At 45.3% G+C, this 17792-nt stretch carries 16 protein-coding genes; 9 read left to right on the top strand and 7 right to left on the bottom strand.

Going from position 1 to position 17792, the window contains the following annotated elements:
- Positions 1–56: 56 nt before the first annotated feature.
- The gene (locus B147_RS0115235) at positions 57–1604 is read left to right on the top strand and encodes a YifB family Mg chelatase-like AAA ATPase (RefSeq protein ID WP_020588063.1); all 1548 of its coding nucleotides are present in this window, start codon (positions 57–59) and stop codon (positions 1602–1604) included.
- An 11-nt stretch (positions 1605–1615) separates the two neighbouring features.
- Here B147_RS0115235 and aqpZ read toward each other — a convergent pair whose 3' ends face one another.
- A complete protein-coding gene (aqpZ, locus tag B147_RS0115240; protein WP_281167890.1) occupies positions 1616–2374 on the bottom strand; it encodes an aquaporin Z in 759 nt (252 codons plus the stop codon).
- A gap of 63 nt (positions 2375–2437) precedes the next feature.
- On the opposite strand from aqpZ, the gene B147_RS0115245 reads away from it, so the two are divergent.
- Complete coding sequence (locus B147_RS0115245; protein WP_020588065.1) at positions 2438–3361, top strand: Hsp33 family molecular chaperone HslO; 924 nt, start codon at positions 2438–2440, stop codon at positions 3359–3361.
- 111 nt (positions 3362–3472) lie between these two features.
- Here B147_RS0115245 and B147_RS0115250 read toward each other — a convergent pair whose 3' ends face one another.
- The 3 genes from B147_RS0115250 to B147_RS0115260 are packed head-to-tail and all read right to left on the bottom strand — an operon-like array spanning position 3473 to position 6145.
- Positions 3473–4285 carry an HD domain-containing protein gene (locus B147_RS0115250; protein ID WP_020588066.1) on the bottom strand — a complete coding sequence of 271 codons (813 nt, stop codon included), beginning with the start codon at positions 4283–4285 and terminating at the stop codon, positions 3473–3475.
- Between the two features lie 40 nt (positions 4286–4325).
- Positions 4326–5462, bottom strand: a complete 1137-nt coding sequence (locus B147_RS0115255; protein ID WP_033397492.1) for a DUF368 domain-containing protein — start codon at positions 5460–5462, stop codon at positions 4326–4328.
- A gap of 26 nt (positions 5463–5488) precedes the next feature.
- A complete protein-coding gene (locus B147_RS0115260; protein WP_026259681.1) occupies positions 5489–6145 on the bottom strand; it encodes a protein-L-isoaspartate(D-aspartate) O-methyltransferase in 657 nt (218 codons plus the stop codon).
- 141 nt (positions 6146–6286) lie between these two features.
- Between B147_RS0115260 and B147_RS0115265 the strand changes: the two genes are divergently transcribed.
- Positions 6287–7288: a potassium channel family protein gene (locus tag B147_RS0115265; RefSeq protein ID WP_026259682.1), complete on the top strand. Its 1002-nt coding sequence runs from the start codon at positions 6287–6289 to the stop codon at positions 7286–7288.
- Here the strand turns inward: B147_RS0115265 and B147_RS0115270 are convergent.
- A complete protein-coding gene (locus B147_RS0115270) occupies positions 7285–7872 on the bottom strand; it encodes a 5-formyltetrahydrofolate cyclo-ligase (RefSeq protein ID WP_020588070.1) in 588 nt (195 codons plus the stop codon). The two genes, B147_RS0115265 and B147_RS0115270, sit on opposite strands and share 4 nt — an antisense overlap.
- 179 nt (positions 7873–8051) lie before the next feature.
- Here B147_RS0115270 and serS point away from each other — a divergent pair, with 179 nt between their 5' ends.
- The 4 genes from serS (at position 8052) to B147_RS0115290 (ending at position 13065) form a co-directional block, all read left to right on the top strand.
- Entirely contained in the window at positions 8052–9332 is a 1281-nt protein-coding gene (serS, locus tag B147_RS0115275) for a serine--tRNA ligase (RefSeq protein WP_020588071.1), read from the top strand.
- Entirely contained in the window at positions 9316–10815 is a 1500-nt protein-coding gene (thrC, locus tag B147_RS0115280; RefSeq protein WP_020588072.1) for a threonine synthase, read from the top strand. The genes serS and thrC overlap by 17 nt, the downstream gene beginning before the upstream one ends.
- A gap of 96 nt (positions 10816–10911) precedes the next feature.
- Positions 10912–12285, top strand: coding sequence for a hypothetical protein (locus B147_RS0115285; protein WP_245569027.1), 1374 nt, complete (start codon positions 10912–10914; stop codon positions 12283–12285).
- Between the two features lie 12 nt (positions 12286–12297).
- Positions 12298–13065, top strand: coding sequence for a tetratricopeptide repeat protein (locus tag B147_RS0115290; RefSeq protein ID WP_020588074.1), 768 nt, complete (start codon positions 12298–12300; stop codon positions 13063–13065).
- An 11-nt stretch (positions 13066–13076) separates the two neighbouring features.
- Here B147_RS0115290 and B147_RS28585 read toward each other — a convergent pair whose 3' ends face one another.
- Complete coding sequence (locus B147_RS28585; protein WP_020588075.1) at positions 13077–14678, bottom strand: FAD-binding oxidoreductase; 1602 nt, start codon at positions 14676–14678, stop codon at positions 13077–13079.
- A 476-nt stretch (positions 14679–15154) separates the two neighbouring features.
- Here B147_RS28585 and B147_RS0115300 point away from each other — a divergent pair, with 476 nt between their 5' ends.
- Both B147_RS0115300 and B147_RS30420 read left to right on the top strand, forming a co-directional pair.
- Positions 15155–16345 carry a glycosyltransferase family protein gene (locus B147_RS0115300; protein ID WP_020588076.1) on the top strand — a complete coding sequence of 397 codons (1191 nt, stop codon included), beginning with the start codon at positions 15155–15157 and terminating at the stop codon, positions 16343–16345.
- The gene (locus tag B147_RS30420; protein ID WP_020588077.1) at positions 16345–17010 is read left to right on the top strand and encodes a hypothetical protein; all 666 of its coding nucleotides are present in this window, start codon (positions 16345–16347) and stop codon (positions 17008–17010) included. The genes B147_RS0115300 and B147_RS30420 overlap by 1 nt, the downstream gene beginning before the upstream one ends.
- 60 nt (positions 17011–17070) lie before the next feature.
- Here the strand turns inward: B147_RS30420 and B147_RS32470 are convergent, their stop codons facing one another.
- Complete coding sequence (locus B147_RS32470; protein WP_020588078.1) at positions 17071–17514, bottom strand: PEP-CTERM sorting domain-containing protein; 444 nt, start codon at positions 17512–17514, stop codon at positions 17071–17073.
- Between the last annotated feature and the right edge of the window lie 278 nt (positions 17515–17792).

A 17792-nucleotide genomic window follows, 5' to 3' on the forward strand; every position in this document is an offset into this window, starting at 1 on the left:
GTGGATTAAATTTCATTTTTTTCTCTTTTTTTAGATTTTTAAAACAGGGCCTTTTTATGATAGCAAAAATGAAATCCTGTGCAGTAAACGGATTTGAGGCCATTATTGTGGATGTTGAAGTGGACATCACGCTGGGGTTGCCGGTATTCAACATGGTGGGATTAGCTGAGACCGCAGTCCGGGAAAGCCGGGACAGGGTCCGGTCTGCCCTGCAGAATGCCGATTATACCTTCCCCATGGACAGAGTGGTGGTGAACCTGGCGCCCGCGGACTTTAAAAAAGAGGGGACAGGCCTGGACCTGCCCGTGGCATTGGGAATTCTTTGCGCCCAGGGTTTATTCCAGGCATCATCCTCTGCATCCTGGCTGTTTGCCGGGGAGCTATCCCTGGACGGATACCTGCGGCCGATCAAGGCAGCACTGCCCTTTGCCCTGGCCGCCCGTGACAATGGTTTCAAAGGCATTATCCTGCCCAAGGAGAACGGTGCCCAGGCAGCGCTGGTTAAGGATATTGCCGTCCTGGCCCCGGACCATCTATCCCAGGTGGTGGATTTTCTGGCAGGAAAGGCTGATCTTGCGCCCTTGGCACCGGATCTTTCAATGCTTCTGGAAATTGATGGTGCTGACCAGGAAAACGACTTTTCCCATGTCCGGGGCCAGACCCATGTAAAACGGGCCATGGAAGTTGCGGCAGCAGGACATCATCATATTCTGCTCAACGGTCCGGCGGGATCCGGGAAAAGCCTGATGGCAAAATGCCTGCCGGGGATCATGCCGGAACCGTCCTTTGAAGAGGCTATGGAAATCGCCAAAGTCTATTCGGTGGCCGGGGTGTCCCGGGAACCGGGGCAGCCCCTGGGCGCCAGGCCTTTTAGATCCCCCCACCACTCCATTTCCGATGCCGGACTGGTGGGGGGCGGCACAGTACCTAAACCCGGAGAGATTACGCTGTCCCATAACGGTGTATTGTTTCTGGATGAGTTGCCTGAATTCCGGCGCAGTGTGCTGGAAGTTCTGCGCCAGCCCATAGAGGAGGGTATCATCACCCTGGCCCGGGCCAATGCCAAGGCCACCTATCCATGCCGGTTTATGCTGGCAGGGGCCATGAATCCCTGCCCCTGCGGCAATCTCACCAATCCGGACAGGGAATGCACCTGCACCCCTGCAAAAATTGAGCAGTACAAAAACAAAATTTCAGGGCCCCTCATGGACCGGATGGACATCCTTGTGGAGGTACCCCGGTTATCCTTTAAGGAAATGACGGCAGACGGCCGTCGGGAGACTTCCAAATCCATCCGAAAACGGGTGGAAAAGGCCCGGGATATCCAGATTCGTCGGTTTAAAAAAGCCGGAACAACGTGTTTTTCCAATGCAGACATGGGCCCAAAACTTTTGCAACGGTTCTGCCCCCTAGATGCCCAAAGTCGCAGGGTGGTTGAACAGGCCATGAAACAATTTAACCTGTCCGGCCGGGCCTATGCATCCATATTGAAACTTGCCAGAACCATTGCTGATCTGGCAGACGCCCCTGATATACGCAAGCCCCATGTTCTTGAGGCGGTTCAGTACAAACGTTTAGACCAGGCCAGGAATGACTTAAACTGATGCAACGATAACTAGGATTTCTCACTGCCGATAAAACGATAGATTCCGGCGCCCAATATACCGCCGATAATCGGAGCCACCCAAAAAAGCCAAAGCTGTGCAATCGCCCAGTCACCGACAAAGAGGGCTACACCAGTGCTGCGCGCAGGATTTACGGAAGTATTTGTTACCGGGATACTGATTAAATGGATAAGCGTTAAACACAGGCCTATCGCAATCGGTGCCAAACCTTGTGGGGCGCGTTCATCAGTGGCACCAAGAATAACGACAAGAAACATCATGGTCATCACAACTTCAGTTATCAGTGCCGCCGACAGATTATACCCACCCGGTGAATGGTCACCGTAGCCGTTTGAAGCAAAACCCGCAGAAACGTCAAACCCTGCCTTACCACTGGCAATCAGATACAGAATTCCGCCCGCGGCTATACCGCCCAGGACCTGCGCAATAATGTAGGGCAGCAGCTCTTTTGCCGGAAAACGCCCGCCTGCCCAGAGCCCAAACGAAACCGCCGGATTCAAATGGCAGCCTGATATGTGTCCGATGGCAAAGGCCATGGTAAGGACGGTAAGCCCAAATGCCAATGAGACACCAAGCAGTCCAATACCAACGTCTGGAAAAGCCGCCGATAAAACAGCGCTGCCGCAGCCACCGAGAACCAACCAGAATGTTCCAAAAAACTCTGCACCATACTTGTTCATACATTTCTCCTTTTTTGTTGATAACGCATTAATAGAAAAACTCTTACTACTATTTGAGATGATTGGCAAAGGTTTACATTTAGTAATCAGGTCTTATAATAACCCGGCATAATTACTTTTGGGAATTAGAAAATGATAAAAAAAGATATCTTTGACCATGATGTAAAAGCCCAGTTCCAAGCCTCGGCCAAAGAACGGCTGTACCGCTTTATAATGGCGGATGACCAAATCAAAGGGGTGGTGGTACATGCCACCCGGATGATCAAAGAAATGCAGACAAACCATGACCTGGGGCCTTTGGAAACCCTGGTTCTGGGGCAAGCGTACATTGCCGCAGCGTTGATAAGCGCGCCCTTGAAAGGCCGGGACCGGATTGCAATGAATATCCAATGTTCCGGCCCCATAAAGGGGCTTGATGTGGAGGCCAATGCATTCGGGGAAATTCGCGGATATTTAAAGGCCAACCCCATTGCAGTAAAAAATCCGGAAAAAATCAGATGGCTGTCCACCCTTTACGGGGCGGGTTTCTTGTCGGTGACCCGATACATAGAGGATACAAACCGACCCTATACCGGACAAATCGCCCTGGTCCACGGCTCCATTGCCGAAGATCTGGCGGAATACTTTTTGACCTCGGAACAAATTCCTTCCGGCTTCAGCCTGAGCATCGCCTTTGATGACAATGAAAACATTACCGGTGCAGGCGGTATATTTCTGCAGACACTGCCGGGTGCCCAACCCGACAATGTAGTCAGGGCCGAAACCATGATCCGGGAAATCAACGATTTAGGCCACCGCTTTGCCCGAAATCAGATGCCGGAATCCATCATTGAGAACGGTTTTGCCGACCTGTCACCGCGTTTTCTGGACAGTTCCCGGGTGGAATTTTACTGCCGGTGTTCAAAGGAACGGATGGCAGGCTACCTTAAGAACCTGCCCAAAGAAGACCGCGCCGATATCCTGACAAACGGTCCGTTTCCATTGGAACTTCGATGCCATCACTGCAATTCCGCCTACCGGTTCAGCCAGGAGGAACTAACCGGCGTCCTTAACTGAAAATAGCCGCACCCTTATAACCCCGGAAGACACAGAACATACTGAAAATTATGACATAAAGCATTTAATCTGTATTTTCGGATGACTGTCGAAGTTGATCAAGGATCACGCTCATTTCAGCGTCCTTCCGTGTTTTCCGTGGTTCGATGAGGCAAGAGATTTCAGATGATCCAAAAGCGCCTGCTCAAGCCGGATAATCAAATCGGACGGGGGAATACCGCCTAACAGCACAGGAATGACTTCAAGATCCAGGATCGCGGCAGCGGCTGCAGGAAAATTCAAATCATAGACCATCCCTGCTTGAAAAACCCGCATATTATTGAGCGTGTTGACATAACTCAAATCGTTCTGCCGGGTTTCAAGAAGTACATGGGCAGCCCTTTCGGGTATTTTCCCGTCATTGGGCAGATCATGGGTAATAAAACCATGGCTTGAATCAGGATTCAAATAGTGGTCTTTCATCACGCCAAAAATATCAATTTTATCCGCATCCCTGAGCAACCGGGCCAGGAGGCTTAAATCACGCCCATACGTTCTGGAAAGCCGGGGGCGGTTATGCAGGGCCACGGCCCGTAAAATCAGTTGCCTGTCCGTAACGGATAAATGGGAAAGAATCTTGCTTCGCATGATTTCTTTGCACCCTATGGCTGCATGATTTTTTGAACGGGCATCGGAATAGGTATGAAAGACGGCAAACTGGGGAAATCGGCCCATATCATGAACCATAGCAGCCGCACAGGCCCGGGAAGTTTTCGAGCCGTCAAGATCAAGGGATGCGCAAAGCATTTCCATGGCCCTGCAGACCCGGACAGTGTGCTCCCGTTTAAGTACAAATGGGTAGGGATCTTCGGCTCTGTCGACAAAGGGTTGGGTATACGCATAAAACTGCGTTTCTATTTTTAAAAAATCCTCGTGGGTCATCATGGCTCAAATTTTCCCAAACAGCGATAAAACTTTAGCCCGGTTACCGGTCTGCAGTCGAAGCGGCAACCTCATTTCTGACAAAAAGCATCATGATAATACCCCCAAGTACAAAAAAAACAAAGGCGGCAATCACCGGATCATGACTGGTTGGGAGAACATTGATATTGGTCTGAACCGCCACATTCTCAAGACAGATGACTTCCCCGGCCTGTTTCACATATTGCTGGGCCATGATCACGGTCTTTTTAAAGGGCCACAACGCATAAAGCGAGCCTGCCATCAGGCCGCCTAAAAAACCCATAGTGGCATTATAAAACCGGGAAAGGACAAAACTGACCAGCCGGGCAAACAAAAGACCGCCGAAAACGACTCCTAAACCGAATATTCCCAGAAAGACGAATGTCTCCAAATGAAAAGACTTTAATTCGGAAATGGCTGAAATAACATCAAAATAACTTCCCATTAAAATCAGTACCAGGGAACCGCTGACCCCCGGCAACACGGTTGCGGAAATGGCAAGGGCACCGCAAAGTGCAATATACAGATAGTACCCGGAAGAATACCCTTGGACCGGTGAAACAGGGTTTCCCGATTCAACCACAGTATCCGGACCTGCAGTGGAAGCCTCCTGGGTCTGATAGGCCCGGGCAAGATGATCAGACTTTATTTTGATCTTATCATAGGGATTGACCATGGCTGATACCCACACGGTAAGACCGATACCGGCCAGAAGACAAAGCACGGCCCAGGCATCAAAACGTTTGAGCATCTTTATCGGTATAATGATTGAAACCAAAATCAATCCGAAAAAAAGAGAATAAGTTACACTGAAATGATGAAGTAAAAGATATTTCATCAGACTGGACAAAGCAAGAATGGCCACAACGGTCCCTGCGGCAAGTTTAAACAGGAAAATGAAACCTGTTTCCCTGAAAAATGCATAAATATTTTTAATCCCCGGGATCGGGTGTCTGAAACAGGAAACAACAAGGTCAAGGCATTTTAGGACAAAGGATTTACTGATCTGGTTTAAAATTGAGAATACCCGTTCATATATCCCGAAAACCAGTAGAAAGGTCCCACCGGAAACCCCCGGGATGATATTGGCAACCCCTAAACAAAACCCCATGAGCAACTCTTTTATGGTCGCCGAAGAAGCAGAATAAGATAAGGACATGGAAAGTTACCTCAATTCAGAATTTATTACGAGGGCCACCCGTGTTCGCCGATAAGCTTGACAAACCGGCATCCGCCCAGATTAACCGTCCTGATGCCGGTACTTGTTTTTTCAATGCGTAAAAGCTCCTGGGAATGCAGCCCCCCCACAGGCATAATCAGTCGCCCGCCTTCGATAAGCTGGTTCACTAAAGGTTCAGGCACCCGATTCCCCCCGGCCGTAACAATGATGGCGTCAAAGGGACTTTCGGCTTTCCAGCCCTGGGTGCCGTCCGAATAGCGAGTGACGATATTATGATATTTGAGGCGGTCAAACAGTTTCCGGGTCTGCAGATATAGGGTATTATTCCGTTCAATGGTATACACCCTGTAAGCAATACAGGACAGCACAGCAGCCTGGTAACCGGAACCCGTGCCGATCTCAAGAACACGTTCCTGGCCTGTCAGGGCCAGGCCCTGGGTCATTTCGGCGATGATAAAAGGCTGGGAAATGGTCTGGCCCTCACCGATGGGAAGTGGAAAATCCCCATAGGCGCTGTCGACCAGGGCTTCACTGACAAAAAGATGGCGGGGCACCTCGATCATGGCCCGGATGACCAGAGGATCGCTTATCCCCCTGCCAATGATCTGTTTTTCCACCATATCCCTACGCCAGCGCGAAAATTTTGTGGGTTCGTCGGTCATGGCCTCTTAATATCAGCAACCGCCGGGGCCGTCAAGCATTAGAAAATGGGTTTAAAGCCCGTAATCAGAGCCGTTATGGTAATTAGCCGTCTTTTATTCTTTCCCTTGCATTTGGACGTAAGTAAAAGTAAATAAAATGCCATGGATAAAACGTCAAAAATGAAGATGACCGTATTTATCGCGGTTCTGTTTTTTATACTCGGTACGACCGGTTACATGGCCATTGAAGGCTGGGGGCTTTTAGATGCCGCCTATATGACGGCCATTACCCTGAGCACGGTGGGCTTTCTTGAAGTCCACGATCTGTCAGACGGTGGACGGTTGTTCACCATTTTTCTGATATTTACAGGCGTAGGCTACTTTCTTTATCTGGGTGGCGTTTTCATCAGCTCGGTAGTGGACGGTGAAATTAAAAGCATGCTGGGGAGGCAACGTTTGAACAGCAAAATAAAAAAAATGGACGATCATTTCATTGTCTGCGGGTACGGCCGCATCGGCAGAGTTCTGTGCAAGTTCGTTCGCGAAGATACCCAGGACATCGTTGTGGTGGAACAAAGTGAAGGACTCAAAGATATCCTGGAAAAAGATAAAATTCACTATATCATCGGAGATGCCGGGGATGAGGAAGTTCTGGAAAAAGCCGGAATTAAACGGGCAAGGGCGCTGGTGGCGGCCCTTGCAACGGATGCGGCAAATGTATTCCTGGTACTCACAGCCAGACAACTCAATCCGGACATCTATATTATGGCCCGTGCAGTAGACCCCAAGGTGAGAAAAAAACTCTATGTGGCCGGTGCCAACCAAGTGGAATCTCCCTATGATACCGGCGGGGTTTCCATGGGGTTGAAACTGTTGCGTCCTACGGTTTCCAGTTTTTTAAACACAGCACTGTCCCGGGAAAGCGACGCCATCCAGATTGAAGAGGCGTTTGTACCGGAGACATCGGATTATGCAGGAAAACCTCTTAAAGATTCCGGTATTCGGCAAAATTTCAACCTGATCATCATCGCAATCAAAGAAAAATCAGGCCACATGGAGTTTGCCCCCCATTTTGAAACCATCATTCATCCCCGGGACACACTGATTGTCATGGGAAAAACCGAAGACCTGAAGGCATTCAGGCTTGCGCTTGGTAATATTTAAATTTTATAAATTACCCGGGTATCGGTAATAATGATATCCACGGTATATTTTCTTGATTCCATCTGAATCTGGTCAACAATCTGCTCTTCATAAGCCAAGGCGACCTTACGGCAGGTTTCAGGCAATTTTGTAATCAGCTTTGAATAGTAATTGTTCCCAAACCCCATGCGCCCGCCCTTGTCATCAAAAGCCAGACCCGGGATAATGGCAATATCCACATCATCCAGGGCTATTTTCTTGCACCGTTCCGGATTGGGCTCAAGCATGTCATGGGCATTGGGCACCAGATCCTTATCAAAATGACTGATTTTATACAAAAGGAAAGTATTCTTAACATCCGTAAATACCGGTAGAATAATACTTTTCTCAATCTCCATGGCTTTTCGTATAATTTTTTCAGTAGGAATTTCCTTACTGCCGGGCGGGTACAAAAACACCTGATGGGATTCTAAAAAGTTTGCAAATTCAAACAATTTATTCTCAATAATATTGTATTTTTCTTCAATCTGTTCTGGGGACAGGGCGTTCATACGCTCAGCCACCTGGCTTAACACACTGTTTTTACCCATTTTAGCTTCGTCCATAACCGTTTCCTTAGATTATTGCACAATAAATTTTTGAGAAATATTATACACTGTCAGACAATTGTCAACCGGCAATAATCATTGACTGTTTACATGGCCCGTGTTATCTGAATATAATTGTGAAGATATTATAACCAGCCACCCTTCAACCCTATAATCATGCAGGACAAAAATCAAAAATGCTTGATCTAAAATTGATTAAAAACGACCTGGATACTGTTGTCCAGGGCATGAAAAAACGTCGGGCAAACATTGATTTTTCCCCATTTCTCGAAAATGAGGAAAAAAGAAAAGCCCTTTTAGTTGATATTGAAGAGTTACGCCATCTAAGAAATACTGTTTCCGATGAAATAGCCAAAATGAAGAAATCCGGCCAGGACGCCCAGCCAAGCATAGATAAAATGAAAGGCGTTTCCGAACAAATCAAGGAAATGGACAAAACGCTCAATGAACTGGAGGCCTGGATTAAAGCGTTTCTTATTAATATTCCCAATCTGCCCCATGAAGATGTCCCCATGGGAAAAGATGACACTGAAAACCGGCTTGAAAAAACATGGGGTTCTCCCCGGTCCTTTGATTTCCAAATCAAGGATCACGCTGACATCGCCGAAGGCTTAGGTATTCTCGATCTTAAGTGTGCAGCAAAACTTGCCGGTTCCAGATTTCCTTTGTACATGGGTGCAGGTGCACGCCTGGAACGGGCTTTAATTAACTTCATGCTGGATATTCACATCACGGAGCATGGGTATAAGGAAGTTTTACCGCCGTTTATCGTAAACAGGGAAACCATGACCGGCACAGGCCAGTTACCTAAATTCGAAGAAGACCTCTTTAAGCTTGAGGGGTGGGATTACTACCTGATTCCCACATCAGAAGTGCCCATGACCAATATCCCGGCCGGAGAAATCCTGGATGAATCCAAGCTGCCCATGAAATTCACGGCATTTACCCCCTGTTTCAGGTCCGAAGCAGGCTCCTACGGCAAAGACACCAAAGGACTGATCCGCCAACACCAATTTAATAAAGTGGAAATGGTGAAAATCACTTCTCCTGAAACCTCATTCGATGAGCTTGAATCATTACTGGCCAATGCGGAAGATATTCTCCAGCGCCTGGAACTGCCCTACCAGGTGGTGACCCTGTGTACCGGGGATTTGGGATTTTCCGCCACCAAAACCTATGACATTGAAGTGTGGATGCCCGGCCAGGATAAATACCGAGAGATTTCCTCATGCTCAAACTGCCTTGATTTCCAGGCCAGACGCGCAAATATCCGGTTCAGACGGGAAAATGTCAAAAAACCTGAGTTCTGCCACACCCTGAACGGGTCCGGACTGGCCGTGGGCAGGACCTTTGCAGCAATTCTTGAAAACTATCAAATGGAAGACGGAACCGTCAAAGTGCCCAAGGCACTGGTACCGTACATGGGAGGCTTAGAAGTAATTGAACACGAATCTTGATCTGTTTCCAGAAGATATCAGACCCCATATCATCCCCTCGCCCAAGGGGGAGATGTACTATAAATGCCTTGGCTGCGGTGCCGAATACGGCATTGAAGAACTTTTATACGTATGCCCTGCGTGTAACCAGGTATTGCTGATCCATGACCGGAATAAAGACCGGCTCAAGGCCATTTCAGGCGAAACCTGGCAAAAAATTTTTGATTACCGCAAAATGCTCAAGGTCCCAGCCCTTAAAGGGATTTACCGGTACCACGAATTCATCGGCCCCAGCATCCCCCTTGAGTCCATCATCTATCTGGGTGAAGGGCACACACCGATGGTGGAGGCCAATACCAGACTCCAGAAAAAAACCGGGTTAAAGTTCTATTACAAAAACGACGGTCAGAATCCTTCAGCCTCGTTTAAAGACAGGGGCATGGCCTCGGCCCTGTCCAGCATAAAATATCTGATTGACCAGGGGTTGGTATCCAAGGTGATCTCGATATGCGCCTCCACCGGTGACACCTCGGCATCGGCAGCCCTTTATGCCTCTTATCTGGGATCTCAAGTAAAATCTGCCGTACTTTTGCCCCATAAAAAAGTCACATCCGCCCAGCTGGCCCAGCCCCTGGGAAGCGGTGCCAGGGTGTTTGAAATCCCAGGGGTTTTTGACGACTGCATGAAAGTAGTAGAGCACCTGTCCTCAAGCTACCCTGTGGCATTGCTCAACTCCAAAAACGCCTGGCGGATACTCGGCCAGGAATCCTACTCCTATGAAATTGCCCAGGATTTTGACTGGGATATGGATAAAAAAGTGGTCATGGTGCCCATTGGCAATGCCGGAAATATTTCGGCGGTCATGAACGGCTTCCTAAAATTTTACCACATCGGTATCATTAATAAACTGCCAAAGATCATCGGAGTTCAGTCCGAACATGCAGATCCGGTATACAAATACTATCTTGAACCCGATGAGAGCAAACGTGAATTTATACCGGTCCGGACCCAGCCAAGTGTTGCCCAGGCAGCCATGATCGGAAATCCCGTATCCATGCCGCGGGTGATTCAGATTGCCCGGGAATATGATGCGGCCAGCGGCCGCAGAAATGTTTTTGTGGTCCAGGTAAAAGAACAACAGATCATGGACTGGCAGCTTACGGCCAACCAGAACGGGCATATCACCTGCACCCAGGGTGGCGAGTGCCTTGCAGGAATGGTCCAGGCAAAGGCATTAAATCTTGTGGATGACAGGGAAACCGTAATTCTGGATGCCACGGCACATGCCATTAAATTTTCAGGCTTCCAGGACCTGTATTTTAAGGGCGAACTGGCTGACGCTTATGGTATTTCCTCTGACAGCCGGTTCATTAATTTACCGGATTTTGTTTCACCCGACGACCCGGATTTGGTTCCGTCCCAGGAAAAGCCCCTTGGGCCGTCCCAATTCCAAGAATTCGTAAAGGATGTTTCAAAAAAAATCGCCACCCGTTTAGGTCTTTAATTCATGTTTTTTTTCCGGGCCATCATAATAAGATGTTTTGTTATCCCGGTAGTACTGGTTTTCTTCACCCCTTACGCTCCTTTTTCAGCAACAGGGGTGAAGACCAGCTTTAAGAAATACTCCCTTTTCACCTACGATGGTCAGACTTACCTGTGCGAACCTTACCTGGTTCAAAAAAATGAATGGTTATATAAAATTTTTCGTCAGAAAGGAGAAATATCTGCGTCGGATTTCCCGCTATTTTTAAAAATATTTAAAACCATCAATCCCAGAATCGGCAATATTGACGCCATTTCTCCCGGTAGCCGGATCATGATCCCCCTTAAACCAGTGGATAAAAACGCTTACGAACAGGTCGGCAACGGCACTGTGGAGGTACCGATGCTGGCGTTCTCCACACAAATTTCACCCGACACAGTATCCCGGCACACTTACAAACACGAGGTCAAAGCCGGGGACACCGTATCAGAACTGCTTTCCAAAGAATTTTTAACATCCAAAGGAAATGTATCCAAGACAGGTGAGCAAGCCGTGCTTCATCTGAATCCGGACATTAAGGACATCAACTATATCTATCAGGGGGCAAGCATCGTAATCCCAGAACCTTCAATTCTTTCCCAGCCATGGTTTAACAAATTCATTGCCATGGGAGAAGAAGAAGCACTTCCTGCAAAAGAACTGACAGCCCCCCCTAATCCAGAACCTATTTCCAGGGCGGAGTTGGCACACTTAAAACGCTACACCCAGCTTATCCAGGGTCACCTCATGCACCAGGGCAAATTGTTTTTCCCTCCCGAAAATCATGAGAATCAGCCTAAATTCATAGACTTGTCACAAACACCTGTTATCAGTGACGATACCGGGAAAAAAACCGTGCTGCTTGGACCCGATGCCACTGAAGCGTCCATGGATCCAAATCTCGTTGCTGCCATGAAAGCCTATTGGCAGGATCTGAAATTTAAAAAAATCAATGAAGTCCTCAATGCAGATATACTGTCCAACACACAGACCATGAAAGATGTTCCCAAATCCCAGGAGTCGTTGATCAGTATCCTTCTGACCGGCACACCCTACGCCTATGACCCCCAAGTCTATTTACCCGTATCTTTAAACAATGTACAGATAACAGTTTCTTTAGGCAGAATCACCCATGAGCACACACCGGATATTCTAATTAATTCCGGAAGCGTTTACGGCAGCGCCCTTGACGCATTAAAAAATCAGGGATACCGGATACTGGATCTGCCGACCGATCTCAACTTTGAAGATATCTGTATCCGCCTTTTTACCCGGCTTGGATATCAGGTATGGAAAGACCCATCATTCAATGTAGCCCGTAAAGTGAAAAATATCCCAGGGGTTTACGCTGAAAAAGGAATAGAAAAACTTTTTTTGACCAGGACGCCTCTTTTCAAAAGTGCAACAACCTTTCTGGAAAATGAAAAAATTGATGTAATTATGCTTAGATAAGGAGCCGGCCCAATGAAAACAAAACTGTTGATCCTGATTTATATTTGTGTTTGCATCAGTACCGTCCTGGCATCCTGCACCTCAACGGTACAAACCCAAAAACAAAACAAAATTGCCCAGGCCATTAAAAAGGAGGGAGATGTATTCCAGGTCCAGGGAAACTACACGGCGGCATTGAACAAACTGCTTGAAGCAGAAAAAATGGAGCCGGATGACCCATATATTCAACACAGTCTGGGACTGGCCTACATGGGGAAAGAAAGGGATGATATGGCCATAAAGGCCTTTCACAAAGCCCTGTCACTCAAGCCCGATTACACCGAAGCCCTGAATAATCTTGGTGCAGCCTACCTTCGGGATAATAAACCGGATATTGCCATAAAGACATTCAACAAGGTTCTTGAAGATATCACCTACCCCACTCCCCATTACCCTTTAGCCAATATCGGTTGGGCATATCTGGCACAGAACAACTACCCTGCGGCACAGAAATATTTTTTTAAAGCATTAAGGGAAGTGCCCGGATTTATTCAGGCCATCCATGGCCTTGCCCAGTTATACATCCGAAGCGGCCAGACAGACAGGGCCATGGAATATCTGACTAAAAATATAAAAAAATATCCGGGCATTGCCATATTCCATGCGGACATTGCCCAGGCGTATGAAGCCGGCGACCGTACGCGACAGGCCATCAAAGCCTGGCAGGTGACCAAGCAGTTGGCTCCTGAACATTCAAATCTTTACCACAAGGCTGAACAGCGTCTGTTCGAACTGCAGTAAAAGCTGGGCATTTACACCTTGTCAAACGGCTGATATCGTCCAGGAGCGATGATTCCCTCAGGATCCAATACCGATTTGATCTCTTTTGTTATTTCCCAAAAGGTCTGGGATCGGCCTGCCAATTTTTTCATGGTATGAATATTGGTTCGGTACGGCACATACCCCTGAGACATGATCAGGCTAAAAAAAGCATCATAACATTCCTGAGCCCTTTTGCATTCCCCTGGATTATCTTTATCATAGGCAATTGTAATGACGCTGACCATGGCCCGCTCCGTGATCAGTGACACAGTAATCAAGGGCTCAAAACCATATTTTGCAAACACCGGATTCACCAATTGAATCAAACGTTCTGCCGTCTCCCCGGTCATAGGCATGATCGGGGCGATCCACATCATACCGGCATTAAAATCAAGGGGATCGGCTATGGTTTTGGGGTTAACTGCTGTTTTGACCCGCCACAGCGTACCAAATAAAAATGCATCCGTGGGCTCTCCTTTGAGTAGTCCGTACACCTTCTCCAGAGATTTAAATTTAGTTTTGAGGTCCGGAAACAGAGAAAACCGATCAAAAAGCGCCGAAAGGCGGTTTACTACCCCCAGGGTCCGGTCTCCGATAAACCTGGTCTGCCCCAACGGTTTTAGCACCTTTTTCAACTCTTTCCGCGTCATCCGCACCTGCACCCGACTCCCATATATGGCGCCACTGACATTCCAGGCTCCGAATCCGCCTTTTTTGCAGAACTGATTCCGCAGATCATCGCTCAACGGCGTCTTATTCCCTGCCTTTGCCCAAGGATATTGATTGAAGGAGGAAAATACCCTCAGATCATTCCCGATATGAATCAGGCTTCTGACCTGGCCACTCAGTTTCAAAGGACGCAATGCATCCACCACTGCAGCCAAATCCCCATCCCGGGGCACACAGCAGTAAAACATATTCAGGCATTCCGGCGCAGGCATCAGCCAGATCCCCACACGGGTTACGACACCAAAATTGGACTGGGTAAACAACCCATCCATATAAGGACCGATACCATATTTAAATACATAAGTGGCCTGGGCATTATCATAATGCCCATACCCCGTTTTAAGCGTCCGCCCGTCCCCCAGAACCACCTCCATGCCACAGGAGTGCAGAAAATGATCGCCGTAAGGCGTATGCCCGAATCCCCGCTCCAGCGTGTTACCCAGAATACTGGCTTCGGGTCCCGAGCCGCTGCAGTCCAGCCACAGGGGAATATTATTTTCTTTTAAATAGGAGACGAGCTGAATCTGGGTCACTCCAGGTTCGATCACGGCATATGCAAGGGTCTCATCCACATGGATAATCCTGTTCATCCGGGACAAATCCAGGATCACCTGCCCATCGCCAACAGCACAGGCTGAGCCGTAGCCCCAGTTACATCCCCGACTCACCGGATAAACGGCGACATGATATTCTTTCGCCGTTTTTATAATATCCGTTATTTCACGCCTGTTTATAGGTTTTAAAACAGCCGCAGGCATTGTACCCTTGGGTAGTGTAGCCCGGGCATACCGCTGAATCGTCGAATCATCGTCAAAAACAAATTCATCGCCAACAATATCTTTAAATTTTTGTATGGGAATCATGATAGCGTATATTCCGTATGTATGAGAAACATTTTGAAGACATTTAAGATTTCGACAAAAAAGATTCTAAAAGTCTAAACGAACATACAAAATTAGTCAATGAGATTCTCAGATTAATCACTATGCTCTTGAATAATTGCAATATATCTTCTAACATCTTTACTAACAAGCATTAAAATCGCTTTCGAAAGACTACAAAAAGTGGAGGTGATCTGACTTCATTGGCTGTAACCTTATCACTTGATTGATCTGAAACTGAATACTGCCTAATGGTTCATAGCCTTGGGCTCATCATCTACTTGCTAATGGCGATTATTATCTGGATAAAATACAATAAAAACGTATCAATCAAAAGAATTCGACAATTACGGCTTGATCAAAATTTTGAATAAACTTTTTACCGGACAGGATAATTTCTATAACGCTAACCGGACATCATTGAAGAGTTGTCCATTTTACCTGTAAGGAGGTCTGAGATGAAATTTCTTTTTATTATTCTTGATATGAAATCACATGCTTTAAGATGTATACAACTTGCAAAGGTGATAGAGAGTGAATTAGGCGCTACCGTCGAGTTCTTAAGTAAGGCGAATCTTTCTATTATAGAGAAAAATAAATATAAATGTCATCCATATAATAGTCTTAATTATGAAAAAATTATTCTTAGTGATAAAACAGAAAAGCATAATTGGATTTCTTATGAAAGAATGTTACCTGTTATAGAAGAACAGATCGTCCTGATTCAAAAAGTTGAACCGGATTATATCGTTACCGATATGAGTTTTACAGGAATTATTGCTGCCGAATGTTGTAATATCCCCACAATTGCAATTCATAATGGGATGTTTACGGATCATTTAAACTGGCAAAGAAACCCTCCTTCATCTCATCCTTTTTTTTCTATTTTAATCAGAACGCCGCAGTTAATAAAAAAAAAATTACTCCCAATACCTGAAAAATTTTATTTAGGCTCTTTACATAAAGTGTTTTGTGATCTTAGAAAACATTTTAAACTTCCTCAACGCAAAAGTTACTATGATGAATTTAATGGTGATTATACATTGATTTGTGATGATAAGGATTTTGCGCCTCAAAAAAAATTACCTCATAATATAATGCACTTAGGCCCCCTTTATCATATTTCCACAGTTCAAGAAAGCAATATTATCAAAAAACTTGATAAAAACAAAAAAACGATTTTAGTGAGTTTGGGTAGTACAGGAGATATTTCGCGATTAGATTGTCTAAATGATAATATTTTTTCAACCTATAATATTATTATTGCAGGGAAGAATATTTTTGGCATTAGTGGAAGTCATGTGATCTGTAAAGAATTTATAGAATTAGAATCAGTGTACGATCATATTGATATAGCATTAACCCAAGCTGGTACTGGTAATATATATCAAGCGCTTTCACATGCGGTTCCTGTTCTTTGTTTTCCCACTTTTTTTGAACAAGAATGGAACTCATGCCGAATTAAAGAATTAAAATTAGGAGACTATTTTTTAGGGTCTATATCGGGCCAAATATTAAAAGAAAAAATTGATAAATGGTTAAAAGTTTCTAAAAATCAATTTTTCCAAGATGTAGCAAAAAGAATTGCATTAAAGAATACGTTGAATAATTTTAGAAAACAGCTGAAAATAATAGTGCAGGAGAAATAATGAAATTTTTTATTTTAGATATTATATTAGCAATATTAGTTTCTCTAATAATTATTTGTTCTTCGTCCTATATCAGTTACAATGTTGATATTCACATCAATTTCCCTGATCGATTTGAGGGGATAATACTAATTCTTATTTTTTTAATTATAATTTTCATTATGTCATGTATTTGTTTAAAAATTATTCGTATTTTGGTCCCCCTTAAATCCGGCAAATATAGTTTACAACATGGGATTGATGGTATTTCTTGGAAACTACAAGGTTTTTTATATATTTTTAATCTTGGGCCTTTGCTTAATACCTATTTGGTACCTATAAATCTAAGGTCACTGTTTTATACGATGCTTGGAGCCAAGATTTCATTTTCTTCAATGATTGGCGGAAAAATATTAGAGCCTCCTATGGTTACTATTGGCGCAAATAGTATTCTTGGAGAAGATACGCTAATAATTGGACATTCGGTAGAAGGGGGATATGTTGTTCTTGGAGAAGTTATTATAGGTAACAATGTTACTATTGGAGTGAAGTCGGTGATTATGCCTGATGTTGCTATAGGGGATGGTAGCATAATTGCCGCTAATTCTGTTGTTATTAAAGGGACTAAAATAGGTGAAAATGAATTATGGGCAGGATCTCCTGCCAAAAAATTAAAAGAGTTATAATCATTTAAAAAGCAGCACTTTGAAAATCAGAGTGCTGCTTAAGTTAAATATACAATGGTCTTAATTGTTTTTCCTTCTAAATCCGACAAGCCCAATGAGACCGGAGCCCAGCAGAAGGAGTGCTGACGGTACTGGAACGGCACGTGTTAACTGGATCTGACCAGCTGAAAGCAAAAGCTCATCAAGACTGTCATCCGCATCATTATATGTTGCCCCGCTATCAGTTAAATATGCTTGGAGTTCTGGATCCATATAATCAGTTTTTATAGCGTTTGTTGTTGTAAGGCACAATACTTGATTGGTGTTAATTGCCATATCTGTATCGTCTGCCCAGAAAAAATAACCTTCTTCGAGATCAGTAAATTCATACTCCAAAGTGATCAAACCGTTATTGTTTAAAATTAAGCCATCTCCGCTAAGCAGATTAAGTGTTGCGACATGTTCAACCGAACCATCAAGATCTGCATATAATGTGAGTGTTCCGTTAGGTGTAAAGGAGAGCACACCGGCTTCAGTAGACGGAAGTACGTATCAAATGTCAATTACTTTGTCCGGTTCGCGTCAATTATCTTGTCCGGTTTTTTTATATCAATAAATGCTTTTTGAGTGCATAAATTCTGTTCCGTTTTTGTTACGATCTTTACATTTAGCAGACTGACTCAATCCTTCATTGTAATTGACGCCTGTTAAACCACATTAAATGGATTTTAGGATCGGTAATTGTCGTCTCATACATTGTATTTTTACCCTTACCCCCAAAAATTTGTAACTTCGTTCCAGGA

The organism is Desulfobacter curvatus DSM 3379, assembly GCF_000373985.1.
Taxonomy (GTDB): Bacteria; Desulfobacterota; Desulfobacteria; order Desulfobacterales; family Desulfobacteraceae; genus Desulfobacter; species Desulfobacter curvatus.

What these genes read in the sequence shown, in the direction of transcription:
- B147_RS0115235 (WP_020588063.1), top strand. Translation starts at nt 57, where the DNA reads ATGATAGCAAAAATGAAATCCTGTGCAGTAAACGGATTTGAGGCCATT.
- B147_RS0115245 (WP_020588065.1), top strand. Translation starts at nt 2,438, where the DNA reads ATGATAAAAAAAGATATCTTTGACCATGATGTAAAAGCCCAGTTCCAA.
- B147_RS0115250 (WP_020588066.1), bottom strand. Translation starts at nt 4,285, where the DNA reads ATGATGACCCACGAGGATTTTTTAAAAATAGAAACGCAGTTTTATGCG.
- B147_RS0115255 (WP_033397492.1), bottom strand. Translation starts at nt 5,462, where the DNA reads ATGTCCTTATCTTATTCTGCTTCTTCGGCGACCATAAAAGAGTTGCTC.
- B147_RS0115260 (WP_026259681.1), bottom strand. Translation starts at nt 6,145, where the DNA reads ATGACCGACGAACCCACAAAATTTTCGCGCTGGCGTAGGGATATGGTG.
- B147_RS0115265 (WP_026259682.1), top strand. Translation starts at nt 6,287, where the DNA reads ATGGATAAAACGTCAAAAATGAAGATGACCGTATTTATCGCGGTTCTG.
- B147_RS0115270 (WP_020588070.1), bottom strand. Translation starts at nt 7,872, where the DNA reads ATGGACGAAGCTAAAATGGGTAAAAACAGTGTGTTAAGCCAGGTGGCT.
- serS (WP_020588071.1), top strand. Translation starts at nt 8,052, where the DNA reads ATGCTTGATCTAAAATTGATTAAAAACGACCTGGATACTGTTGTCCAG.
- B147_RS0115290 (WP_020588074.1), top strand. Translation starts at nt 12,298, where the DNA reads ATGAAAACAAAACTGTTGATCCTGATTTATATTTGTGTTTGCATCAGT.
- B147_RS28585 (WP_020588075.1), bottom strand. Translation starts at nt 14,678, where the DNA reads ATGATTCCCATACAAAAATTTAAAGATATTGTTGGCGATGAATTTGTT.
- B147_RS0115300 (WP_020588076.1), top strand. Translation starts at nt 15,155, where the DNA reads ATGAAATTTCTTTTTATTATTCTTGATATGAAATCACATGCTTTAAGA.
- B147_RS30420 (WP_020588077.1), top strand. Translation starts at nt 16,345, where the DNA reads ATGAAATTTTTTATTTTAGATATTATATTAGCAATATTAGTTTCTCTA.